This is a genomic window from Amycolatopsis rubida, from assembly GCF_900115345.1.
GTDB lineage: Bacteria > Actinomycetota > Actinomycetes > Mycobacteriales > Pseudonocardiaceae > Amycolatopsis > Amycolatopsis rubida.
The window spans coordinates 100,589-124,151 of the sequence record NZ_FOWC01000018.1 but is presented as its reverse complement, the minus strand read 5'-3'; the positions used below and the strand labels follow the sequence as shown (position 1 = coordinate 124,151).

General features: G+C 69.2%; 21 protein-coding genes. 14 read left to right on the top strand and 7 right to left on the bottom strand.

Translation table 11 applies throughout. The features are described 5' to 3' along the window. Positions 1-27: 27 nt before the first annotated feature. Positions 28-1,614: a P-loop NTPase family protein gene (locus BM362_RS40420; protein WP_208865480.1), complete on the top strand. Its 1,587-nt coding sequence runs from the start codon at positions 28-30 to the stop codon at positions 1,612-1,614. A 1-nt stretch (position 1,615) separates the two neighbouring features. Here BM362_RS40420 and BM362_RS40415 read toward each other — a convergent pair whose 3' ends face one another. Together BM362_RS40415 and BM362_RS40410 are read right to left on the bottom strand one after the other, a co-directional pair. Further along, positions 1,616-2,290 (bottom strand): alpha/beta fold hydrolase, encoded by a 675-nt coding sequence (locus tag BM362_RS40415; protein ID WP_232791773.1) that lies wholly within the window; start codon positions 2,288-2,290, stop codon positions 1,616-1,618. 4 nt (positions 2,291-2,294) lie between these two features. Next, the gene (locus tag BM362_RS40410; protein ID WP_067585865.1) at positions 2,295-2,918 is read right to left on the bottom strand and encodes a TetR/AcrR family transcriptional regulator; all 624 of its coding nucleotides are present in this window, start codon (positions 2,916-2,918) and stop codon (positions 2,295-2,297) included. Positions 2,919-2,999: 81 nt separating this feature from the next. Here BM362_RS40410 and BM362_RS40405 point away from each other — a divergent pair, with 81 nt between their 5' ends. From BM362_RS40405 to BM362_RS40355, 11 genes are all read left to right on the top strand, one after another. Beyond that, positions 3,000-4,013: an alpha/beta fold hydrolase gene (locus BM362_RS40405; RefSeq protein WP_208865479.1), complete on the top strand. Its 1,014-nt coding sequence runs from the start codon at positions 3,000-3,002 to the stop codon at positions 4,011-4,013. Positions 4,014-4,093: 80 nt separating this feature from the next. Beyond that, positions 4,094-5,245 (top strand): DUF3152 domain-containing protein, encoded by a 1,152-nt coding sequence (locus BM362_RS40400; protein ID WP_093576730.1) that lies wholly within the window; start codon positions 4,094-4,096, stop codon positions 5,243-5,245. 98 nt (positions 5,246-5,343) lie between these two features. Beyond that, entirely contained in the window at positions 5,344-6,525 is a 1,182-nt protein-coding gene (gene moeZ, locus BM362_RS40395; RefSeq protein WP_067585875.1) for an adenylyltransferase/sulfurtransferase MoeZ, read from the top strand. Positions 6,526-6,818: 293 nt separating this feature from the next. Next, on the top strand, positions 6,819-7,616 hold the full coding sequence (locus BM362_RS40390; RefSeq protein WP_093576729.1) for a TIGR02569 family protein: 798 nt from the start codon (positions 6,819-6,821) through the stop codon (positions 7,614-7,616). A 115-nt stretch (positions 7,617-7,731) separates the two neighbouring features. Continuing rightward, positions 7,732-9,768 (top strand): molybdopterin oxidoreductase family protein, encoded by a 2,037-nt coding sequence (locus tag BM362_RS40385; protein ID WP_093576728.1) that lies wholly within the window; start codon positions 7,732-7,734, stop codon positions 9,766-9,768. Continuing rightward, positions 9,765-11,189: an FAD-dependent oxidoreductase gene (locus BM362_RS40380; RefSeq protein ID WP_093576727.1), complete on the top strand. Its 1,425-nt coding sequence runs from the start codon at positions 9,765-9,767 to the stop codon at positions 11,187-11,189. Before BM362_RS40385 ends, BM362_RS40380 begins: the two co-directional genes overlap by 4 nt. Positions 11,190-11,215: 26 nt before the next feature. Then, positions 11,216-12,553, top strand: coding sequence for a nitrate/nitrite transporter (locus BM362_RS40375; protein WP_244287440.1), 1,338 nt, complete (start codon positions 11,216-11,218; stop codon positions 12,551-12,553). 1 nt (position 12,554) lies between these two features. Continuing rightward, a complete protein-coding gene (gene nirB / locus BM362_RS40370) occupies positions 12,555-15,059 on the top strand; it encodes a nitrite reductase large subunit NirB (RefSeq protein ID WP_093576725.1) in 2,505 nt (834 codons plus the stop codon). Next, the gene (gene nirD / locus BM362_RS40365; protein WP_425285766.1) at positions 15,056-15,388 is read left to right on the top strand and encodes a nitrite reductase small subunit NirD; all 333 of its coding nucleotides are present in this window, start codon (positions 15,056-15,058) and stop codon (positions 15,386-15,388) included. The genes nirB and nirD overlap by 4 nt, the downstream gene beginning before the upstream one ends. After that, entirely contained in the window at positions 15,385-16,512 is a 1,128-nt protein-coding gene (locus BM362_RS40360; protein ID WP_093576723.1) for a uroporphyrinogen-III synthase, read from the top strand. Before nirD ends, BM362_RS40360 begins: the two co-directional genes overlap by 4 nt. A 10-nt stretch (positions 16,513-16,522) precedes the next feature. After that, positions 16,523-17,137 carry a formylglycine-generating enzyme family protein gene (locus tag BM362_RS40355; protein WP_208865478.1) on the top strand — a complete coding sequence of 205 codons (615 nt, stop codon included), beginning with the start codon at positions 16,523-16,525 and terminating at the stop codon, positions 17,135-17,137. Here BM362_RS40355 and BM362_RS40350 read toward each other — a convergent pair. From BM362_RS40350 to BM362_RS40340, 3 genes are read right to left on the bottom strand one after another with little or no spacing between them, the layout of a single operon-like run. Beyond that, positions 17,134-18,084 carry a squalene cyclase gene (locus BM362_RS40350; RefSeq protein ID WP_093576721.1) on the bottom strand — a complete coding sequence of 317 codons (951 nt, stop codon included), beginning with the start codon at positions 18,082-18,084 and terminating at the stop codon, positions 17,134-17,136. The genes BM362_RS40355 and BM362_RS40350 overlap by 4 nt on opposite strands. Before the next feature lie 21 nt (positions 18,085-18,105). After that, positions 18,106-19,224: a winged helix DNA-binding domain-containing protein gene (locus tag BM362_RS40345; RefSeq protein ID WP_093576720.1), complete on the bottom strand. Its 1,119-nt coding sequence runs from the start codon at positions 19,222-19,224 to the stop codon at positions 18,106-18,108. Positions 19,225-19,235: 11 nt separating this feature from the next. Then, positions 19,236-19,631: a DUF3224 domain-containing protein gene (locus tag BM362_RS40340; RefSeq protein ID WP_067585897.1), complete on the bottom strand. Its 396-nt coding sequence runs from the start codon at positions 19,629-19,631 to the stop codon at positions 19,236-19,238. Between the two features lie 62 nt (positions 19,632-19,693). Here BM362_RS40340 and BM362_RS40335 point away from each other — a divergent pair, with 62 nt between their 5' ends. Together BM362_RS40335 and BM362_RS40330 are read left to right on the top strand one after the other, a co-directional pair. Further along, positions 19,694-20,671: a helix-turn-helix transcriptional regulator gene (locus BM362_RS40335; RefSeq protein WP_067585900.1), complete on the top strand. Its 978-nt coding sequence runs from the start codon at positions 19,694-19,696 to the stop codon at positions 20,669-20,671. Positions 20,672-20,935: 264 nt separating this feature from the next. After that, positions 20,936-21,742 (top strand): uroporphyrinogen-III synthase, encoded by an 807-nt coding sequence (locus tag BM362_RS40330; RefSeq protein ID WP_093576719.1) that lies wholly within the window; start codon positions 20,936-20,938, stop codon positions 21,740-21,742. Here the strand turns inward: BM362_RS40330 and BM362_RS40325 are convergent. Together BM362_RS40325 and BM362_RS40320 are read right to left on the bottom strand one after the other, a co-directional pair. Then, complete coding sequence (locus BM362_RS40325; RefSeq protein ID WP_093576718.1) at positions 21,739-22,560, bottom strand: siderophore-interacting protein; 822 nt, start codon at positions 22,558-22,560, stop codon at positions 21,739-21,741. The two genes, BM362_RS40330 and BM362_RS40325, sit on opposite strands and share 4 nt — an antisense overlap. Positions 22,561-23,202: 642 nt before the next feature. Further along, positions 23,203-23,532, bottom strand: a complete 330-nt coding sequence (locus tag BM362_RS40320) for an MGMT family protein (RefSeq protein WP_067585909.1) — start codon at positions 23,530-23,532, stop codon at positions 23,203-23,205. Positions 23,533-23,563: the final 31 nt, after the last annotated feature.

Genomic DNA, 23,563 nt, shown 5'->3' with positions numbered 1-23,563 from the left:
GGGATGTCGCCGACAGACAGGACAGGTATGGGGCAGCCGCTGAGCGCGCACGTCAACCGGAGCCTGATGGCGATTTCCCGGCGAGCGGAGAGCGTGGACCGGCACACGCTGGCCAAAACCTTCGTGGTGGCCGGGTCGTTTTCGGCGATGCTGCATTCCGCCGACCACCAGATCCTTTACGGCCGCCGCGGCACCGGGAAAACGCACGCCTTGCTGTACCTGGCCGATCTGGTCGAAGAGACCCACGACGTCGCTGTGTACCTGGATTTGCGCACGATCGGCTCCACCAGCGGTCTCTACGCGAATCAGCAGCTGCCGGTGTCGCTCCGGGGCACTCAGCTGCTGGTCGACACGCTGGAAGCGGTGCACGAACAGCTGCTGACCACGGCGATCGAGACGCGGGTGTCCGATCAAGGAGGCTTGCTGCAGGGCCTCGACGAGCTGACCGAGGCGGCGACGACGGTCGAGGTCGTCGGCAACGTGGAGCGGGAGACGACCGTCGGAGGGTCCGCGGAGCAGGCGACCAGCGCCGGGGCGTCGGCGTCCTGGGGACCGGACGGTCCGCGTGGTCAGGTGACGATGTCGGGCCGCGATCGGCGCTCGGTGACGGCTTCGGATCGCTTGCGGCGCACCGGAACCGAGCATCATCAGGTCATTTTCGGGCCGCTCAGCCGGGCGCTGGCGCGGGTCACGGCCGCGTTGGCGCCGGCCCGGCTGTGGCTGCTGCTGGACGAGTGGAGTTCGATTCCCCTTGACCTGCAACCGTTGCTGGCGGACCTGCTGCGTCGGAGCGTGCTGCCGACGCGCGGGACGACGGTCAAGATCGCGGCGATCGAACGCCGGTCCCGGTTCCGCGAACCGGGCTGCGACGGCGATTACGTCGGCATCGAGGTCGGTGCGGACGCGGCCTCCGCGGTCAGCTTCGACGACGTGCTCCTGTTCGACCACGGCGGAATCCAGTCGAGACAGTTTTTCGCTGAGCTCTTCCTCAATCACGTACGACCGCGGATGCCGGTGACCGACGACGCCGCGGAATTCGTGGCGACGGCGTTCAGCCGCACAGCGTTTCCCGAACTCGTGCGCGCGGCCGAGGGCGTGCCCCGCGACGCGATCAACATCGCCGCGTTGGCCGCGCAGCACGCGAATACGGCGACGATCGGGATCCGGCACGTCCGGCAGGCCGCGCAAGATTGGTATCTGCGCGACAAATACGCCGCGATCGCCGGGAACGAACCGGCCTTGACGACGCTTCGCTGGCTGGTGGACGAGGTTGTGGGCCGACGCCGCTCGCGTGCTTTCCTGCTCGATCACGCCAGCGGCGCACACGACGGGACCATGCGCGATCTGCACGACGCCCGGCTCGTGCACCTGGTGCGGCGCGGCATCGTCAACCGAAAGCGGCCGGGAACGCGCTACGACGGGTTCGCCATCGACTACGGTTGCTACGCCGCCTTGCTGCCGGACGGCGAACCACCGTCCCGGCGAGGAAAATCGGAGACCTGGCTGACCGATCCGCACCGCGCGCCACCGGACAGCGTCCACGTCGAGCAACTGCTGGTCGAACTTCCGGGAGCGGCGAGATCGGTGCCACGCCAGCGAAAACCGCGCGAATGAGCTAGCGAAGCCGTCCGAGCGCGGCGACGGTGGCCGGGACGTCTTCCCAGATCGGCGAGTGCCCGGTCTCGACGGTGACGAGTTCGCTGCCGGGCAGGTGATCGACGAGGTGCTGGGCGTCCGCGAGCGTGCGGGCGCGGTCGTGGATTCCGTGCAGCACCGTGACCGGGCAGCGGATCGCCGCCAGCCGTGGCGTGAGGTCCAGATCCCGTTGGCTCGTCAGGACCTCCAGCGCGGCTTCGGCTGGGACGCGGGCGGCGTAGCCGAGCAGTGCGGCGCGCAGATCCGGTGGCAACGGGGTGGCGAAGGACCGGTCAAGGACGGCCGCGTGCAGGTCGGGACCCCATTCGGCGGCGATCGTGGCGAGGATTCGGTCGACGTCGCCATGGCCGCGCATGTGTGCGCCGGTGTTCGCGAGCAGCAGTGCGGACACCAGGTCCGGCCGGGTGGCCGCGACCATCGCCGCGACGCAGCCGCCGGTGGAGTGCCCGACGAGGGTGACCGGGCCGCCGTGCTGGCCGATCCGGTCGGCGACTCGCGCCGCGATGTCCTCGATCCGCCACGGGCCCGGTGCGGTCATCCAGTCGACCGCGTCCAGCCCGTCGGGCAGCGCGGCCGCCAGCGGTGCGTAGATCCGCGGGCTGCACAACGTGCCCGGCACCGCGACCACGCGCACGGGGTCAGTTGTCCTTGAGCGGAAAACCGCCGCCGATGCCGCGCCACGCGAGGTTCGCGGTGAGCGCCACCGCGTCCTCGCGGCTCATCGACTGGTTGTGCTGCAGCCAGTAGCGCGCGCTGACCTGGCTCATCCCGACCAGGCCGACCGCCAGCAGACGGGCCTTCTCCTCGTCCAGCCCGGCGTCGGAGGTGATCGTCTCGGTGATGGCCTCGACGCTGGCCGAGGTCGCGCGGTCCACCGCCTCCTGCACGGCGGGCTCGCCGCGGAGATCGGACTCGAAGACCATGCGGAACGCACCGGCGTCGTTGTTCACGAAGTCGAAGAACGCGCCGACCGTGGCCGGGACGCGCTGGCGGTTGTCGGAGGTCGAGTTCAGCGCGCCCTGCACGCGGCCGACGAGGTCGTCGACGTGGCTTTCCAGCAGCGCGATGTACAGGTCGAGCTTGCCGGGGAAGTGCTGGTAGAGGACCGGTTTGCTGACCCCGGCCTCCTCGGCGATCTCGTCCATCGCCGCCGCGTGGTAACCGTGCTCGGCGAAGACGCGCTGCGCGGCCGTCAGCAACTGGGCCCGGCGCTCGGTCCTTGGCAACCGGACGCCTCGTTGCAGTCGCGCCATCTCCGTCATTCTTCCTCCGTCCGCAGCCTTCGCCGGGCGGGTTCACCACCGCGTGAAGTGAACCTGACATTACTCGTGGGTACGCCCGAAATGCCAAGGGTCAGGCATCCTGGACTGGTGACGACCACGACCTCCCGCCCCTGCACCGCGGCGGCGGTCCGCCCGCCGGTGACCCAGGTGCCATTGTCGACTACGCCCCTTCCGCCGCTCGACGGGGCGCTGCCAGCCTGGCCGGGCACGGTCGAAGACGGCCTGCACATCCGGCACACGCCGGGCCCGGACGACACGCCCGCGGTGTACGTGCACGGCCTCGGCGGATCGTCCACGAACTGGACCGACCTCGCCGCGCTGCTCGCCCCGACCGCTTCCGGACAGGCCGTTGACCTGCCCGGATTCGGCTATTCGGAGCCCGCGGAAGGATTCGCCTACAGCCTCGACGACCACGCCGCGGTCATCGCGGGCAGGCTGGAGCGGCTCGGCAAGCCGGTGCATCTGCTCGGCAACTCGATGGGCGGCGCGATCTCGCTGCTGGTCGCGGCGCGGCGGCCGGAGCTGGTGAGAACTCTCACCCTGATTTCCCCGGCGATGCCGGACCGCCGCCCGGACCCGCGCCGGCTGTCCGATCCGCTGATGGCGCTGGCCTACCTTCCGGTGGTCGGGGCGAGAGTGCGCCGCCGGATGGCCGGGATGACCGCCCGCGAACGCGCCGCGCAGGTCATCAAGCTGTGCTTTCACGATCCGTCGCGCTTCCCGGACGTCCGGCTGGACGAACTGGTCGAGGAGCACGCCGCCCGCGCCGGGTTCCCGTGGGCGCTGGCCGCGATGGAGCGCAGCACGTTCGGCATCTTCCGGCGCTGGACCGCGCTCGGCGCCGCGTCGCTGTGGTCGGTCGCCAAACAGGTCCAGGCCCCGGCGCTGGTCGTCTGGGGGCTCCACGACCGGGTGATCTCGGTCAAGCGCGCGCCGCGGACCGCGCAGGCGATTCCGCACGCCCGGATGCTGGTCCTCCCGCGCACCGGACACGTTGCGCAGATGGAACGTCCGCAGGTGGTCGCCAAGGCCGTGCTGGGTCTGTGGGAGGGCGCGGACAAGGGCTCCTGGTAGCCCGGACGGGGGACCGCGGATCGCCGGGAAGCCCGCCAGTCGCTGCCGGGAACGTCGCCGCCGTGTGGCACCCTGGGCCGGTGGACCGGCTGAAGCAGGACGCGCGAGCGAAGGACCGGCGGGGCCCGGCCGCCGGGTCGGCCCGGCGTTCAGCGTCCTCCGGATCCGGCGATGCGGAGGACGGCTCTCCGCGCGTCGGCCAGTACCGGCCCGGGCGCAAGCCCGCCCAGCGCGTGGGCGAGGACCGGTACCGGCCGGGCGGACGCCGCACCAGCGCCGAGCCGCTCGCCGCCGCCTGGAAGCCCAAGGACGGCGAGGAGAAGCGTCCGGCGCCGAAGAAGAACCAGTCGCCATTCGGCCGGTTCGTGAAGACCTATGGCTGGCGCGTGTACGCGCTGCCGATCCTGGCCGTGATCACCGTGCTGGTCGCGGTCAACACCGCGTCCGGCCCGTCCGACGCCGGCAGCGGCGGCGAGGTCGCGCCCGGCGACACGTCCTCGGGCGCGATCGACGGCAGCGGCGGCATCCCGGAGAACCCCGCGCAGCCGGTGAACCTCAACGTGCCCACCGCCGACCTGCCCACCGGCGGCCCCTTCACGCAGACGGGCAAGGGCACCTGGCACGTCGTGCCGGGGTCCAGCGACGTCGTGGGCAAGAGCGGGAAGCTCTACACCTACACCGTCGAGGTCGAGGACGGCATCGATCCGGCCAGCTACGCCGGCGAAGACAGCTTCGGCACCGCGGTGCAGGGCATTTTGTCCGATCCGCGCAGCTGGACCTGGAACGGCGAGATCCGGCTGCAGCGGGTCGATTCGAGCTATCCGAATCCGAGTTTCCGGGTGAGCCTCACCACGCCGGACACCACGCACCGGCCGGACGCGTGCGGGTTCCAGATCAAATTCGAGGCCTCCTGCTACCGGCGCAGCATGGGCCGGGTGCTGATCAACTTGTCGCGCTGGGTGCGCGGCGCGAAGGTCTACGGCCCGGACATGACGGGGTACCGGCAGTACGCCATCAACCACGAGGTCGGGCACGCGCTGGGCAACAATCACGTGGGCTGCCCAGGAAACGACCAGCCCGCGCCGGTGATGATGCAGCAGTCGTTCGGCGTCGCCGACGACTACGTCGCGATGCTCAACAACATCCCCGGCGGCGACAAGGGCAAGGTCGCCGCGGACCACCGCGTGTGCAAGCCGAACGCGTGGCCGAACCCGACTCCGCCGGGCCAGTAACAACGTCCCACCATCTGAGAGCAGGGAAGTGTCCCTTGCGGGCGGGCGTTGACCATACTGGGATCGACTACGCGACCCGCGCGAGTATGGAGGACCCGATGTCAGACACGGCACTGCCGCCGCTCGTCGAGCCGGCAGCCGAGCTCACCAAGGAAGAGGTGGCCCGGTACAGCCGTCACCTGATCATCCCGGACGTCGGGGTGGTCGGGCAGAAGCGGTTGAAGAACGCGAAGGTCCTGGTCATCGGTGCGGGCGGCCTGGGAAGCCCGGCGCTGCTGTACTTGGCGGCGGCCGGCGTGGGCACGCTCGGCATCATCGACTTCGACGTCGTCGACGAATCCAACCTGCAGCGCCAGGTGATCCACGGCCAGTCCGACCTCGGCAAGCTCAAGGCCGCGTCGGCACAGGAGTCGATCGCCGAGATCAACCCGCTGGTCAAGGTGTACCTGCACACGGAGCGTCTGGAATCGGCGAACGCGCTGGAGATCTTCGGCCAGTACGACCTGATCCTCGACGGCACGGACAACTTCGCCACGCGCTACCTGGTCAACGACGCGGCGGTGCTGGCGGGCAAGCCGTACGTGTGGGGTTCGATCTTCCGGTTCGAAGGCCAGGTGAGCGTCTTCTGGGAAGACGCCCCGAACGGCAAGGGTCTCAACTACCGGGATCTCTACCCCGAGCCGCCGCCCCCCGGCATGGTCCCGTCCTGCTCCGAAGGCGGCGTACTGGGCGTGCTGTGCGCGTCGATCGGCTCGATCATGGTGACCGAGGCGATCAAGCTCATCACCGGCATCGGCGAGCCCCTGCTCGGGCGGTTGATCTCCTATGACGCGCTGGAGATGAAGTACCGCGAGGTCAAGATCCGCAAGGATCCGGAGACCCCGAAGATCACCGAACTGATCGACTACGAAGCCTTCTGCGGCGTCGTGTCGGACGAAGCCGCCTCGGCCGCCTCGGGCAGCACGCTGACTCCCGCGGAACTGAAGGCCAAGTTCGACGCGGGCGAGAACTTCGCCCTGATCGACGTCCGCGAGCCGCACGAGTACGAGATCGTCAACATCAAGGGCGCCACGCTGATCCCGAAGGACCGCATCCTGTCCGGCGAGGCATTGGCGGAGTTGCCGCAGGACAAGCCGATCGTCCTGCACTGCAAGTCCGGTGCCCGCTCGGCCGAGGCGCTGGCGGCGTTGCACGCAGCAGGCTTCAAGGACGCTACCCACCTGGGCGGCGGAGTCCTGGCCTGGGCACGGCAGATCGACCCAAGCCTGCCGACTTACTGAGCACTGCCCGGCCGTGAAGGGCTCCTTGAGGGACACAGACTCCCTGAAGGAGCCCTTCACGGCTTTTCGCGTACGTGAGGGCCACCCGCACCGGCTCTGATTCCCGCAGGGTTCCCCTCACGACCAATCACCGCTGCTAGCCCCACTCGCACCCTCAGATCGTCAGCACAATCAAGCTTCGGGGTGCCCCACCGCACCCAGCGGGGCGCAATGCCGCCGCCAGGCGACGAGCCGCCCCGCGACCAGCGAGTCTCCCCCATAACCCGCCCAGACCCGGGGTAACCTCCCGCTTTGTGCGGTCAACCCTCGAACGTCCCTCCGAACGCGTCTGCAACGCGTTCGGCAGCGACGCCGACGCCATCACCCTCCTCCCGGACTCCGAAACCTGGTACGCCGGAGACGTGGTCTTCAAACGCGTCACCGACCGCTCCCAAGCCCTGTGGACCGCCCGCGCGCTGGATTTCGCCGAGGACCCGGGCCTCCGCATCGCCAAGCCAGTCCGCTCGCGAGACGGCCGCTGGATCGTCGGAGACTGGTCAGCCTGGCGCTACCTCGCCGGCACCGCCGAGCACCGCTGCGACGACGCGGTTCTCGCGGCGGTACGCCTGCACCGGGCAACAGCGGACCTCCCCCGGCCGGACTTCCTCTCCGCACGCGACGACATCGACGCGACAGCCGACCGAATCGCGTGGGAAGAACAAGACCGCCCCCTCGCCGAGGAAAAAGGCGGCCGCTGGTTCGAAATCCTCGCTCCGGCCCGCCGCCCGGTCAAACTCCCGCACCAGGTCGCCCACGGGGAACTCCTGGCCGGCCTGCTCTTCGACGGCGACGAAGCCCCCGGCGTGGTCGATTTCGTCCCGTACTACCGCCCAGGCGAATGGGGCGCGGCGATCGCCGCAGTCGACTCCCTGATCTGGGGCGGGGCGACCGGAGCCCTCCTGGAACGCTGGGCCCACCTCCCCGAATGGCCCCAGCTCCTGCTGCGCGCCATCCTCTTCCGCCTCGCCTCGCACGCACTCGATCCCAGGTCCACCAATGCCGCATTGGACGGCCTGCGCGCAGCGGCCCGTGAGGTCAGCGCGATCCTCTGACTCACTGCGCGCCTCCGCCATGACGGCGGGCAATGTCAACTCCCCGAAACATTCGGGCATGTTCAGGTAACACGGCGTCCTTACCGTCGGGTCATCGCCGACCCGAGGAGCGCCTGTGCCGCACGTCGACACACATTGCCCGTACTGCGCCTTGCAGTGCGGGATGCGCCTGGACGAGACCCGGGTCACCCCACGGAACTTCCCGGTCAACGCGGGCGGCCTGTGCCAGAAAGGCTGGACCGCCGGCACCCTGCTCGAATCCGGCGCACGCCTGACCTCGCCGCTGCTCCGCCGAGACGGCGAGCTGCAGCCGGTTTCCTGGGACGAGGCAGTGGATTTCGTCGCGGGCCGAGTGCTGGCCGCGCGTCGCGAACATGGCGCGGACTCGGTCGCGGTGTTCGGCGGCGGCGGACTCACGAACGAAAAGGCTTACCTGCTCGGGAAATTCGCCCGGGTCGCGCTCGGAACGGCGCAAATCGACTACAACGGCCGATTTTGCATGTCCGCCGCCGCCGCGGCCGGGATGCGCGCGTTCGGCGTAGACCGCGGACTTCCGTTCCCGGTAACTGATCTTGCGAATGCGGACGTCGTCCTGCTCGCCGGGGCGAACCCGGCCGAGACGATGCCCCCGTTCATGCAGCATCTGGAGAGCGCGGAACTGATCGTCGTCGACCCGCGCCGCACACCGACAGCCGAGCGCGCCGCGCTGCACCTCGCGCCAGCGCCGGGCACGGATCTCGCACTGGCGTTGGGAATTCTGCACGCGGTCGTCGCCGAAGGACACCTGGACAAGTCCTATGTGGATCTCCGGACGCGCGGATTCGACGAAATGTGGCGCATCGCCGCGACCTGGTGGCCGGAACGGGTCGAGCGGGTGACCGGAGTCTCGGCCGCAGCTCAGCGGCAGGCGGCGGAAATGCTGGCTCGGTCGGACAACGCGTATGTGCTTACTGGACGCGGGACGGAACAACACGCCTCCGGCACCGCCACGGTCGGCGGGTGGATCAATCTCGCTCTCGCGCTGGGCTTGCCCGGTCGTGCCGGAGCTGGCTTCGGCTGCCTTACTGGGCAAGGAAACGGTCAGGGCGGACGCGAGCACGGGCAGAAAGCGGATCAACTGCCGGGCTATCGCAAGATCGACGATCCGGCGGCACGTGCGCACGTCGCCAAGGTCTGGGGCGTGCCGGCGGAAAGCTTGCCAGGACCGGGACGTTCGGCGGTCGAGCTGCTCGACGCGCTGGGCGATTCGATCAAGGCCCTGCTGGTGTTCGGAAGCAATCCGGTGGTGTCGGCCCCGCGCTCGTCCCTGGTGCAGGACCGGTTGTCCGGCCTGGATCTTCTCGTGGTGGCGGACTTTGTCCGGTCCGAAACCGCGGAGCTGGCCGACGTGGTCTTTCCGGTGCCGCAGTGGGCTGAGGAGGAAGGCACGTTGACCAACCTCGAAGGTCGAGTCCTCTTGCGGCAACGCTCCATTGAGCCACCGGAGGGAGTGCGCAGCGATCTGTCGCTGTTGCGGGATCTCGCAGTCCGCATGGGACAGCCTGCGGAGAGGTTCCCGGACGACGCGGTGGAGGTCTTCGAGGAGCTGCGTGCCGCGTCGAAGGGCGGAGCCGCCGACTACTCCGGGGTGACTTACCAACGGCTGCGGTCCGGAGAAGCGTTGCACTGGCCGGTTCCGGCCGAAACACACCCCGGCACGCCGCGAATGTTTCTCGACGGATTCGCGCATCCGGACGGCCGAGCACGGTTCGCGGAGGTTGACCACAGTGGACCCGCCGAACTGCCGGATGAAGTGTTTCCGTTGCAGGCCACCACCGGTCGAGTGCTGCAGCACTACCAATCCGGTGCCCAGACCCGCCGGATCGCGGAGTTGACGGCGGTCGTGCCGGAGGTGTTCGTCGAGGTTCATCCGGATACCGCGGCGCGGTCCGGACTGGCCGACGGCGATCGCGCGGTGGTGCGGTCGCGGCGCGGGGAAACTGTCGCGCGGGTGCGGTGTGTGCCGTCGATGCGGGCGGACCTGGTCTTCCTGCCGTTCCACTTTCCCGGTGCGGCGCGGGCGAATCTGGTGACCAACCCGGTGCTCGACCCGGTGAGCCGGATGCCGGAGTTCAAGGTGTGCGCGGTGTCGTTGGCGAGGGCCGAAGCATGAGCGCGCGGAACGTCGTCATCATCGGATACGGGATGGCCGGGGCACGGCTCGCGGACGAGATCCGGCGGCGTGATCCGGAAGGCGACCGGGTAGGGCTGAGCGTGCTCGGCGCAGAGCCGCATCCGGCCTACAACCGGGTGCTGCTGTCCACTGTGGTCGCCGGCGGGATGAGTCCGGACACGGTGCGGTTGCACGATTCCGAGTGGGCCGGGCGGACGCGGGTCGATTTGCAGCTCGGAACGCGGGTGACGCTGATCGACCCGGCGCGCCGGGTCGTCCGCACTGAAACCGAGGATTTTCCTTACGACGCAGTCGTCCTCGCGACCGGAGCCGCGCCTTGGCTGCCGCCGGTCGAAGGACTCGAACTCGGACCGGAGGTCGTGGCGTTCCGAACGCTGGACGACTGCGCGCGCATCGTGGACGCCGCACGTCCGGGCGCGCCGGTCGCGGTACTCGGCGGTGGATTGCTCGGTTTGGAGGCCGCGCGCGGGCTGGCAGGTCGCGGAACGAACGTGACAGTGGTGCATCCGCGGCCGCATGTCCTGGAACGGCAACTGGATTCCGGTGCGGGCCGAGTGCTGGCGCGCCGGTTGGCGGAGCTGGGCGTCACGTTCCGATTCGAGGTGACCGCCGCCCGGCACCTCCCCGGAGACGGTCTCAAACTCGACGACGGCAGCTTCGTTCCCGCAGACCTCGTGGTGGTCGCGGCCGGGGTGCGGCCGGAGACGTCGCTCGCCGAAGCCGCCGGGCTCGCGGTGGACCGCGGCATCCTGGTGGACGATCTGCTCCGGACCAGCGACGGCCGCATCCACGCGTTGGGCGACTGCGCTCGCCACCCTGGCGCGCCACCGGGATTGGTGCAGCCCGCGTGGGAACAGGCAGCGGTGCTCGCGGACCTGCTCACCGGCTCGGACGCCACGGCGCGCTACCGCGGCACCCGCACGGTAACCCGGCTCAAAGCCCGCGGCATCGACCTCGCCGCGCTCGGCGAAACGCAGGTGACCAGCGCGGATGACGCCGCCGAGGTAATGACCTTCGATGATCCGTCCGGCGGCAGGTACGGCAAGCTCGTCGTCCGCGGCGACCGTGTGACCGGTGCGATCCTGCTCGGCCTGCCGGACGCGGCGGCGACCGTGACGCAGCTGCACGACCGAGGCACGCCGGTACCCGAAGACCGCCTCGCGGTGCTGCTCGGCCGTGCACTGCCCGCGGATGCGCCAACGGCCGCGAGCCCGGCGGATCTTCCTTCGTCCACAGTGATCTGCCGCTGCAACGCGGTGACCAAAGGCCGGCTGATCGAAGCCTGGCGGGGTGGCGCCACCGACGTTGCCGCACTCGCCCGCACCACCCGTGCCACCACAGGATGCGGAAGCTGCCGCGAGACGGTCGGCGCGGTCGCGGACTGGCTGGCCGCGCAATGACCGCCCCCGGTAACGAGGAGGACGCCATGACCCGCCGTTGGATCGAGCACTGGGATCCCGAGGACGACGAGTTCTGGGAAACGACCGGCAAGCGCGTCGCCCGGCGCAATCTGTGGTTTTCCGTGTTTTCCGAGCACATCGGCTTCTCGATCTGGACCTTGTGGTCGGTGGTGGTGCTGTTCATGGGCCCGGCCTACGGGTTCAGCGCGGCGGACAAATTCCTGCTCGTCTCCACCCCGACGGTGGTCGGGGCGATCATGCGGATCCCGTACACCTTCGCGGTCGCGCGCTTCGGCGGTCGCAATTGGACAGTCAGCAGCGCCGTGCTGCTGCTCATTCCGGCGGTGCTGACCGCCATCGTGCTGCACCCGGGTACCTCGCTGGGCACGTTCGTGCTGATGGCCGCGCTCGGCGGGGTCGGCGGCGGCAACTTCGCGTCGTCGATGACGAACATCAACACCTTTTATCCAGAACGGCACAAGGGCTGGGCACTCGGGTTGAACGCCGGCGGCGGAAACCTTGGCGTTGCGGTAATTCAGCTCGTCGGGCTTCTCGTCATCGGCACCGTGGGGGCGACCGCGCCACGACTGGTTCTCTACCTCTACCTCCCGCTGATCGTCATCGCCGCGACGTGTGCCGCGTTGTTCATGGACAACTTGGCCAGCGTTCGCGGCGACACCAAGGCCATGCGCGAGGTAGTCCGTTATGGACACACCTGGGTGATGTCGCTGCTGTACGTCGGCACGTTCGGTTCCTTCATCGGCTACAGCTTCGCCTTCGGTTTGGTGCTGCAGAACCAGTTCGGCCGGACGCCGTTGCAGGCGGCCGCGGTGACGTTCCTCGGCCCGCTGCTGGGTTCACTGTCCCGGCCGATCGGCGGATGGCTGTCGGACCGCATCGGCGGCGGCCGGGTCACCTTCGCGACGTTCGGTGCGATGGCGTTGGCGACCGTGGTGCTGGTGCTGGCGTCCTCGGCTGACTCGCTGGCGACCTTTACCGCCGCGTTCATCGTTTTGTTCGTGCTCACCGGAATCGGCAACGGATCGACATACAAGATGATCCCGGCGATCTTCCAGGTAAAGGCGCGGGCCGCCATCCAGGCCGGAGCGGACGAGGCGACCGAATTGCGCAACGCGCGGCGGCTGTCCGGCGCGTTGATCGGATTGGCCGGTGCGGTCGGTGCGCTGGGCGGGTTGTTCATCAACCTCGCGTTCCGGCAGTCGTTCGCCGCCGCGCACAGCGGCGTTCCGGCGTTCGTCGGATTCCTGGTCTTCTACGCGGTGTGCGTGGGCGTGACGTGGTTCGGCTACCTGCGCAAGCCTGTGGTGCGCGCACAGGTGGCGTTGGCGGGAGCGGAGGTCTGAAATGCCTACAGTGGTGGTCGCCGGGCACGGCATGGTCGCGCACCGGTTCGTGGAGGCGCTTCGCGCGGCAGACGCGGCGGGCGAGTGGCGGGTTGTCGTCTTCGGCGAGGAGAGCCGTCCCGCTTACGACCGGGTAGCGCTGACTTCCTATGTGGACAGCTGGGATCCGGCCGCGTTGGCGTTGCCGGGATCGGACTACGCGGACGACGACACGGTCGATCTTCGCCTTGGCGAAGTTGTGGTGTCAGTGGATCGCGAAGCCAGGACGGTGACAACGGCTTCCGGACATGTTGAGCCATACGACTCGCTGGTGCTGGCGACCGGTTCGCGTCCGTTCGTGCCGCCGGTGCCGGGGCGGGATCTGCCGGGCGTGTTCGTGTACCGGACGATCGAAGACCTCGACGCGATTCGAGCCGCGGCTGAACGGCAGGGTCGCGGACGTCGTGCCGCGATGGTGATCGGCGGCGGCCTTCTCGGCCTGGAGGCGGCGAAGGCGTTGCGGGACATGGGACTGTCGCCGCACGTGGTGGAGATGGCACCGCGGTTGATGCCGTTGCAGGTCGACGATGGCGGCGGCGGTCTGTTGCGGCGGCTGATTACGAACCTCGACGTGACCGTCCACACCGGAACCTCGACGGACGCGATCAAGGCGGACGGATCGCGGTTGCTGGCTCGGCTGGGCAACGCTACGGAGCTGGACGTCGACCTGGTGGTCTTCTCCGCCGGTATCCGTCCTCGGGACGACTTGGCCCGGGAGTCCGGTTTGGACGTTGGCGAGCGCGGTGGCGTGCTGGTCGACGCGACGTGCCGGACCAGCGACTCGGCGGTCTACGCGATCGGCGAGTGCGCGGCGGTCGAGGGCCGGGTGTACGGCATCGTCGCGCCCGGGTACGCGATGGCGGAGGTGGTCGCGGCGCAACTCACCGGCACGACGGCGAGCTTCCCCGAACCGGACACCGCGACGAAGCTGAAGCTGATGGGCGTGGACGTCGCGAGTTTCGGCGACGCGCACGCGGCCACCGAAGGAGCGCTGGAAGTCGCGGTGAACGACGCCGTGGCCGGGACGTACAAGAAGCTTGTGGTGACCGGCGATGGCCGGACGTTGCTCGGCGGGGTCCTGGTCGGCGACGCGGCGGAGTACAACACGCTGCGGGCGTTGGTCGGCCGTCCGCTGCCCGCCGACCCGGGCGCGTTGCTCGCCCCGGCCGGCGGCGGTGCGGCGGTCGGCGTGGACGCGTTGCCGGACGAGGCGCAGGTCTGTTCGTGCAACGGGGTTTCCAAGGGCGCGCTGACCCGGGCGATCACCGAGGACGGCCGCGATTCGGTTGCGAAGCTGAAGGCGTGCACGCGGGCGGGAACGTCGTGTGGCTCGTGCGTGCCGATGCTGGCGAAGCTGCTGAACGCGTGCGGGGTCGAGCAGTCGAAGGCGTTGTGCGAGCACTTCGCGCAGTCCCGTGCGGAACTGTTCGAGATCATCCGTGCGACGCGGATGGCGACGTTTAGCGAGATAGTGAGCCGGTACGGCACCGGAACGGGTTGCGCGGTGTGCAAGCCCGCGGTGGCGTCGATCCTGGCGACGCTGGGCAACGGGCACATCCTCGGCGGCGAGCAGGCGGCGCTGCAGGACACGAATGACCGGTTCCTGGCGAACATACAGCGCAACGGCAGCTATTCGGTGGTGCCGCGGATTCCCGGCGGCGAGATCACCCCGGAGAAGCTGATGGTGATCGCACAGGTCGCGCAGGATTTCAGGCTGTATACGAAGATCACCGGCGGACAGCGGATCGACCTGTTCGGGGCCACTGTGGACCAGCTGCCAGACATCTGGCGACGGCTGGTCGACGCGGGCTTCGAGTCCGGGCACGCGTACGGAAAGTCGTTGCGGACGGTTAAATCCTGTGTCGGCTCGACTTGGTGCCGCTATGGCGTCCAGGACAGCGTGGGGTTGGCGATCGATCTGGAGTTGCGGTATCGCGGCCTGCGGTCACCGCACAAGATCAAGGCCGGGGTGTCCGGATGCGCGCGTGAATGTGCTGAAGCGCGCGGCAAGGACTTCGGTGTGATCGCGACCGAGCACGGATGGAATCTCTACGTCGGCGGCAATGGCGGAGCGACACCACGGCACGCGGAACTGCTGGTGTCTGACGTGGACACCGAAACCCTGGTCCGCACGATTGACCGGTTCCTGATGTTCTACGTGCGCACGGCGGATCGGTTGCAGCGCACGGCACCGTGGATCGAGGAACTCGACGGCGGGCTTGGCCATCTGCGTGCGGTGATCGTGGACGACAGCCTCGGCATCTGCGAGGACTTGGACGCGGCGATGGCGAAACACATCGAGGGTTACACCGACGAATGGCGAGGGGTACTGGAGGATCCGGACAAGCTGGCGCGGTTCAGCTCGTTCGTGAACGCGCCGGGGACGCCGGACCCGTCGATCTCGTTCCGCGCGGAACGGGAGCAGAAGATTCCGGTGCTGCTGGGAGTTCCGGAGGTGCGGCGATGACCATGACCTCATCCTGGACCGCGGTGTGCGCGGCCGCGGAGATCCGGGCGTTCTCCGGAGCCGCGGCGTTGATCGACGACCGGCAGGTCGCGGTGTTCCACACCGGCGACGGTTGGTACGCACTGTCCAATTGGGACCCGTGCAGCGGCGCGGCCGTGCTTTCTCGCGGTATCGTCGGCGACGCCGGGGGAGAGCCGGTGGTCGCGTCGCCGGTCTACAAAGAACGGTTCTCGCTCCGCAGCGGCGCGTGTCTCGACGCGGAAGGGGTTTCGGTCCCGGTGTATCCGGTTCGCTTACGGGACGGGGTGATCGAGGTGGGATCGCCGTGACGGACGTCCGGCCACTGGCCGGGTTCACGGTGGGAATCACGGCAGCGCGCCGGGCTGAGGAATTGGGCGCGCTGCTGGTGCGCCAGGGTGCTGCCGTCCGGTATGGACCGGCGATCCGGATCGTGCCGCTGGCCGACGACACTGAACTGCACGCGGCGACGATGCGGTTGCTGGAGTCGCCGGTGGACATGGTGGTGGCGACGACCGGGATCGGCTTTCGCGGTTGGATTGAGGCTGCGGAGGGCTGGGGTCTCGGCGAGAAGGTGCTCGATCATCTGTCGAACGCTTCGCTGCTGACTCGGGGTCCGAAGGCAGCTGGGGCGGTGCGGGCGGCCGGGTTGGCAGAGGACTACTCGCCCGCGTCGGAAAGCAGCGCGGAGCTGTTGCAGTACCTAACGCAGTCCGGAATAGACGGACGACGGATTGCGCTGCAGTTGCACGGTGAGCCGCTGCCGTACTTCGCGCACGCTCTTCGGCAGGCCGGCGCTGAGGTGATCGAGATCCCGGTGTATCGATGGGTGGCTCCGGCAGATCCGGGACCGCTCGACCGGCTGTTGGACGCGGTCCTGGAAGGAACAATCGACGCGTTGCCGTTCACGAGCGCGCCCGCTGCCGCGTCCACTGTCGCAATGGCGCGGCGGACCGGTCGTCTCGGTGCGCTGATCGAGGTGTTGAGCAGCCGCGTGGTCGTGGCGTGTGTGGGTCCGATCACAGCCGCGCCGCTCGCCTCGCTGGGCATCCCGACTGTCCAACCGAGACGGTCGCGGATCGGTGCGCTGGCGAGAACCGTCGCGGACGCGTTGGCCACTGCTTCGCCGACGTTGTACGCCGCCGGTCATGTGTTGCAGATCCGTGGCACTGGCGCGCTGGTCGACGGCGAATGGCGCGAGATCGCTCCAGCCCCGATGGCGCTTCTGCGCGCCCTCGCACGGGAGCCCGGCCGGGTGGTCGCGCGACGGGAGTTGTCCGTCGAGCTTCCGTCCGGCGGCGAGGGGCACGCGGTGGAGACGGCGATCGGCCGGTTGCGGACGTCCCTCGGCGGTACCGGTGTGGTGCAGACAGTGGTCAAGCGCGGTTATCGGCTGGCGGTGAATCCCGGCGACACCCCCGCGTTGATCGGCTAGCCTCGGCACGGTGCGGATGGTCCCGATTCCGCCGGGAAGGGTGCGGCTCACCGACCGGCGGACAGAACGTAGCTGGACAGTCGACGTGCCCGCGTTCGAGCTTGGTGCGTTCCCGGTCACCCAGGAGCAATACAACGGCGGCGATGGTCTGCCTGCCGTCGAAGTGTCCTGGTTGGACGCGGTGCGGTTCTGCAACACACTGTCCGAACGGGACGGACTGGCACCGGCGTATCGGCTTGAAGGCGGCGAAGTGGAATGGGATCGGTCGGCACCCGGCTACCGGTTGCCTGGTGAAGCCGAATGGGAGCACGCCTGCCGAGCGGGCACCGAGGGCCCGAGGTACGGAGACCTGGACGAGATCGCCTGGTACGAAGGGAACTCCGGAGGTCGGCTGCATCCGCCCGGCGAGAAGCGTCCGAATGCCTGGGGCGCTTATGATTTGCTTGGCAACACCTGGGACTGGTGCTGGGATCTCTACGACCCGGCGGTCTACGGCGAGTACCGGGTGCTCAAGGGCGGCGGCTGGGCGGACGAGCACTGGAGCGTCCGGGTGTCGGTGCGTCGCCGGAGTCACCCGACGTTCCGGGTGGACGACGTCGGCTTTCGCGTCGCACGGTCCCGTTAGGACTGTGCCGAGTCCCACCAGGACAGAATTCGGGTGCCGTACAGCGTCAGCCACTTCGAAGGCTCCCCGGCCGGGACGTCGACCTCGAACCACATGTCGCCGCGCGATCGGCCGTCCTGCAACCAGGTTCCGTCCGGCTGTCGGGCGGCGCGAACCCGTTCCACGGCATCGGCGAGACGCGGGTCAGGCGGAATGTCGTCCACGATGGCGGCTTCGCGGAAATATTCGAGGGCGTTGATCGCGCTGTAGTGCCACCGCACGGGGTACGCGAAGTGGTCGACCCAGGACGCCACCTGCTCGCCGGTCGAAAGCCGGTAGAGCAGACGACGCTCCAGCAGATACTCCTCACCGGCGCGGCGGGCGGCGTGCGTCTCGTCGGTGCCGCCGGTCGCGATGTCGTAGGCGAGCAAACCCTTCATCGCGTTCAGCGTCGAGTGGAAGGACGAGCGCTTCGACCCGTCGACCCATTCGCAGTTCCAGCCGCCGTCGGCCAACTGGTGCTCGGGGAACCAATGGGCGAGGCGGGAGACGTCGACGCCGAGCCAGCCGCCGTTCGCGAGCGTCCAGGCATTGATGCAGACGTCGACCTCGCCGTCCCAGTACGGCAGATTGTCGTATTCCCATCGGGAATTCTCGGCGATCAATTCGGCAGTTCGGTTAGCGCGCAGCACCGCCGGATCCATGCCCCATTCGCGCAGCATATTGAGCGACCAGGTGGTGGCCGTCCACGGCTGTCCGCTATCGGGGCCGGGCTCGAATCGCGCGGGGAAGAAAGCGCCGCCCGCCCATTGTCGGTCCGGGTCCTGCCGGGCGAGGAGTTGCGCGCCGAAGCCCTCGGTCGCGATCTGGTGCCGGGTGGCCGTCCAGACCTCGGGCGGCGCGTCCGCTAAGTCCCGTTCGACCTGCCAGCGCAGCGTCGGGTCTGAGTCGAGCAGCCATTTCAGCACGTCCGAACTCTAGCCCGCCGGTCAAGCCCAGGTCACGGAAAAGTCCTGGTAGCCCCGCGCGGACGCGGCACGGCCTGCCTCGTCCTCGGCCGCCGCGCGGTCCGAGCGGCGGAGCGGATCGAATTCGGCCAGCGTGAAAGCCAGCCGTTTGCCGGAAGCCTTCATACGCCAAGTGCCCAGAATTTCGCCGTCGACTAATAACGCGCCAGGGCTGCCGAGAATTTTCCACACCTCTTTCGCCCGCGCTTTGTCCGGAACGAGGACGGCCTTGTCGCGGCCCTGCGTGTACGGATCGAGCGGCGGCAACAGACGTACTCCGGCAGGCGAGGGCGGGTTCTCCAACGCGGCCAACCGATCATCCGGGATGAAGGCCCGTCGGCTGTCCACCTTGACCTCGGTGACCGCGGAAGGCCAAGTCTCGGTTACGCACGTCCTAGCCGTGCCGGCAAAACCAGCCGCGTCACCCGAGGTCGCGGGTCCGTTGAAGCGCAAGTACTGCTCAAGCACCCGCGAAACCGCCGCCGGAACCGGACGGGTGGACATCCGTCCGCGACCCTCCAGCGGCGCGAGTGTCGCGGGACTCTGCCCGGCTTCGAGCCGCGTCCCGCCGTGGAGCGAAGCGATACGCATGAGCTGCTCGTGCACATGAGTGGCGTTGCAGCCGCGGCACCACCGGCTGAACGAGGGCGGCAGCAGCTTCGTGATTTCTCCGCTCACCATGCCCTTGGTCATCGGCTTGGTGACCACCTTGCGGATCGCCCGCGCGGTGGTGAACACAATGTCCACAGGGGACTCGTCAGCCGCTTGGATGTCCTTCTTCTGCCACAACATCCGCGCCAGCGCGTCCGGATCGTCGATCGGTATCAAGGCGGCTGCCAGCTCCGGCAAATCCGCGCGCCGGTGGAAGTGCGGTGCCCCGCGATGCGACCACACCAGTGCGAGCCGCTGGTCGTCCACAAGGGACTCCGGGGTGACCGGATCCGGCATCCGCGCCGCCAGCGAGAGCAGGGCGGTGTCACGCATGCTGTCCTGCAGTCCGAGGTCCAGCAGCGGCAGGTCGTGCGGATCGGCGACAGAGCGGTGCAGTCCCTGCTCGGCGATCCGGTACGCCAGCGCCTGTTCTCGCGGCACCTCCAGCATCCCGGCCTCCTTCAGAGCGTGTAGTCGAAGGTGTAGGACACGGTCGGCTCGCCCAGCACCCCGTGCACTGTGCCGGTGCCGCCGATGGCTGCCAGTTCGCCGGTCCCAGAGCCCGGCACGACCTCGAATTTCGAGCTGATGCTCTTCGGATCGAAGCTCCACTCCTGGCGGACGACGAACGTGCCGCGGCGGCCGTCGACAGTGCCGTCGAACCGGTCGTAGCCCGGCGACGTGGTCGCGCCGCCGTCGTAGCCCTCGCCCGGGTAGTACAGCAGGTAGTCGCCCGTGGCCGCACCCTGGATCACGCCGGAGTACTCCATCGCGGCGTGCACGCAGGCGACGCGCGGGCCGCCCTCCTCGCCGCTCGCCACGTGCTCTTCCCACTTCGTCATGCCAAACGTGTCCATGCCGCTCACCCCATCACCCATACCTGCCATCTTGTGTCAGGTATTTCAGTCATACTTGCCGCATGCGTGCCGGCCGTTTGCTCACCGTGCTTCTCCTGCTGCAGGACCGCGGCCGGATGACCGCCGAGGAACTGGCCGCTGAGCTGGAGGTTTCGGTCCGGACGGTGTACCGGGACATCGAGGCGCTGTCGGCCTCGGGCGTGCCGGTGTACGCCGATCGCGGCCGCAGTGGCGGCTACCAGCTCGTCGACGGCTACCGGACCCGGCTGACCGGTCTGAACGAGGACGAAGCCCAGTCGCTGGCGCTGGCCGGACTTCCGGTGGCGGCCGCGGAGCTGGGGCTCGGCACGGTGCTGGCAGCGGCGCAGCTCAAGCTGTACGCCGCGTTGCCCCACGAGCTGCGCGGCCGCGCCGGTCGTGTCGCCGAACGGTTCTACCTCGACGTTCCCGGCTGGCATCGCGGCATCGAAAGCCTGCCGGCGCTGTCGGCGGTCGCGGACGCGGTGTGGGCCGCGCGGCGGATCCGCGTCCGGTACGAACGGTGGGGTCAGCGCGAGGTCGAGCGAGTGCTGGAGCCGCTCGGGCTGATCCTCAAAGCAGGCAACTGGTACCTCGCCGCCCGGTGCGAGGGGACCGATCGCACCTACCGGATTTCGCGCATCCACGAGCTGACCGACCTCGGCGAGGAGTTCGAGCGACCGGCGGAATTCGACCTCGCTCGTTACTGGCAGGAGTGGTCGGAGCAGTTCGAACGCCGGATGTACCCCCGAAAGGCGACAGTCCGCCTCTCGCCGCGGGCCCAAGCTCTCGTACCGTTCTACGTGGGCAGCGTCGGCGCTCGCGCGCTTCGCGAGGCAGTCGCCGCCGGAGCGGAACCGGACAGCGACGGATGGTTGACGATCGACCTGCCGGTCGAACCGGGCGAAGCGGCGATCGGCGAACTGCTGCGGTTCGGACCGCATCTGGAGGTGCTCGCGCCAGAGGAGCTGCGGATGGAGCTGGCGGCGGCGATCCGGGAGATGGGGCAGGCATATGGATGAGCTGGACGGAGTGGTGTCGCGGCGTAGTGCGTGGGTTCGGCTGGCTGCCCGGCACGTCTTCGCCGGAGATGGGGTGAGCTGATCAGGGTGTTGCTGCGGCGCGGAGATGGCAGTGGCGGGGCTCGGCTGGCCGGCACGGCTTCGCCGGAATGGGACGAGTAGAGAGGTGAGCTGGGCGGGGCGCTGCGGCGGAGTGGCGTGGAGGTTTCTCGGGCGGTGTGCTGTGGGCAGCCCGGCGGGTTTCGTGAGAGATGAGGCAAGCGAATGGGTGAGCTGGACGGCGTGCGGATCGGCGTCACGGCCGAGCGGCGCGCGGACGACCTGATCGGCGCGTTGCTCCGGCACGGCGCGGAAGTGCGGCACGCGCCGACGATCACGATCGTCCCGCTGGCCGACGATCCGGAACTGCGCCGCGGCACCGAAGCCGTGCTCGCCGCGCCGGTCGACCTCACTGCGGTCACCACCGGAGCCGGGTTCCGCGGCTGGCTCGACGCCGCCGAGGGCTGGGGACTTCGCGAGGCGCTGCTGGACGCCCTGGCCGGGTCGCGCATCTTCGCGCGCGGGCCGAAAGCGGTGGGCGCGGTGCGGGGCGTCGGCCTGCGTGAGGAGTACTCCGCGCCCAGCGAAACCAACGACGAGCTGTTCGGCGCGCTCACCGAAGCCGGTGTCGGGGGCGCACGCGTCGCGCTGCAACTGCACGGCGCGCCGTTGCCGGAGTTCACCGAGCCGCTCGCCGCGGCCGGGGCGTCGGTCCTCGCCGTGCAGCCTTACCGCTGGCACACACCGCCGAATCCGGAGCCGGTGTTCTCGTTGATCCACGAGGTGCTGTCCGGAGAACTGGCCGCGTTGGTCTTCACCAGCGCCCCGGCCGCGACGAACTTCCTGACTCTCGCCGACGAATCCGGCCACGGCACGGAGCTGCGCGAGATCCTGCGCGGTGGCACGGTCGTCTGCGCGTGCGTTGGCCCGGTGACCGCGGCACCGTTGGAGACAGCCGGGATCAGCACGTTGCAGCCGGAGCGTCAGCGGCTCGGCGCGTTGGTGAAGCTGGTGGTCGCGAAGCTCGGTTAAGACGCTTCGGCCTGCTGCCGCCCCGCGGCTTCTTCGCTGAGGCCTTGTCGCCAGTAGCCGGTGAAGCAGATGGCTGTCTTGTCGAAGCCGCGTTCGCGGAGAAGGTGCCGCCGAACGAGCTTCACGACGCCTGCTTCTCCGGAGACCCACGCGTACGGCGTGCCGTTAGGCAGCTCGGCCGCGCGTACGGCGTCTACGAGGGCTTCGCCGTGCGTACGCGCACCGCGGACCACCCAGTGCACCTCGACCGCACCGTTGGTCTCGAAGGTCTGTCGTTCCGCGCGGTCCGGAATCTCGACGTACACCGACGCGCGCGCCGACTGCGGCAGCCGCTCAAGGATCCCGCCGATCGCCGGCAGCGCGGTCTCGTCGCCGACCAGCAGTTGCCACGTCGTCCCGTCCGGCACGTCGTACAGCCCGTGCGGCCCGAGGAACGCCACCCGGCCGCCGACCTCCGCCTGCCCGGCCCAGGTCGACGCCGGGCCGCCGCTTTCCTCGTGCAGCACGAAGTCGACGTCCACCTCGCCGCTCTCCGGACGCGCCGCGCGCACCGTGTACGTCCGCATCGGCGGCCGGACGTCGTCGGGCATCGCGAGGTACCGGCGGTACCAGGACAGGACGTCGTCCTCACCCATCTCGGCGGGCGGCAGGTGCGGCTCCTCGTGCCCGGGGAGCGGGAAGAACACCTTCACGTACGCGTCCGGCGCCGCCGGGCCCGCCGCCGCGAGACCCGGGCAGTCGAAGGTGACCCGGGCCATGTGCGGGGTGACCCGCCGGACCGCGGTGACCCTGCCGGGGTGGTAAGTCAGGACGCTCATGAGGTGAGGCTAACCTAAAAATGGCGGGGCGGGCTATGGCTGCGGAGGATGGCGGACGCCACGGTTTCCGGGCCGGAGCCAGGTTGCGCCCCCATACCTCAGCAGACCTCGCCGCATTCCACCACCTCACCCTTGACAACCCAGCCGCATTCCACCACCTCACCCTTTGACAACTGTGAGACTGCCCGGGCGGCCTGGTGGTCACAGGAGCATCATGGGGCGCGCTGGGCGCATCGAACGCCACATTGGGTGCAGCTGAGGCACCCAATGCCGCATCGGCGCGGATGCCTGCAGGGCCGCAGCGCCGCCCGCAAGCCCGTCGTGCGAGAGCGGTCGCTCGGGAGGCGTCGTGCGGAAGCGGTTGTCCGGGAGGCGTCGTGCGGAAGCGGTTGTCCGGGAACCGGAGTACGAGGCTGGTCGCCCGGGAGGCGTTGTGCGGAAGCGGTCGCCTGGGAGCCGTCGTGCGGAAGCGGTTGTCCGGGAGGCGTCGCGCGAGAGCGGTTGTCCGGGAGCCGGAGTACGAGGCTGGTCGCCCGGGAGGCGGCGTCGGCGTGGGTGCGCTGCGGAGGTACGTGAGGGGAACCCTGAAGGAATCAGGGTTCCCCTCACGTACTTCTGCCGGAGTGCGGTCGTGCGGAAGCTCTAGAACAAGCCGGGCGGCTCGTCCTCGCCGGGCTCGTCGCCGTCCGGTCGCCAGCGGTACTTCCGCAGGTCCACCTTCTCGCCGTCCGCGAGCACGCCCTCGGCGCGCAGTCGCTCCAGCTGTTCGTGCAGCAGATGCGGCGCGGGGGTCCCGTTCGCGCGGAGGATGCGGTGCCAGGGCAGGTCGTGGCCGTCCTCGGCGAGGGCGCGGCCGACCATGCGCGGAGAGGGAGCACCGGAGAGCGCTGCGACGTCACCGTACGTCGCGACTGTCCCCGCCGGTACGTCGGCGATGACTGCGCGTATCCGCTCGTGCAGTTCGTCGTTCATGACCCGGCAGATGATAGTCCCGCCGAGGGGT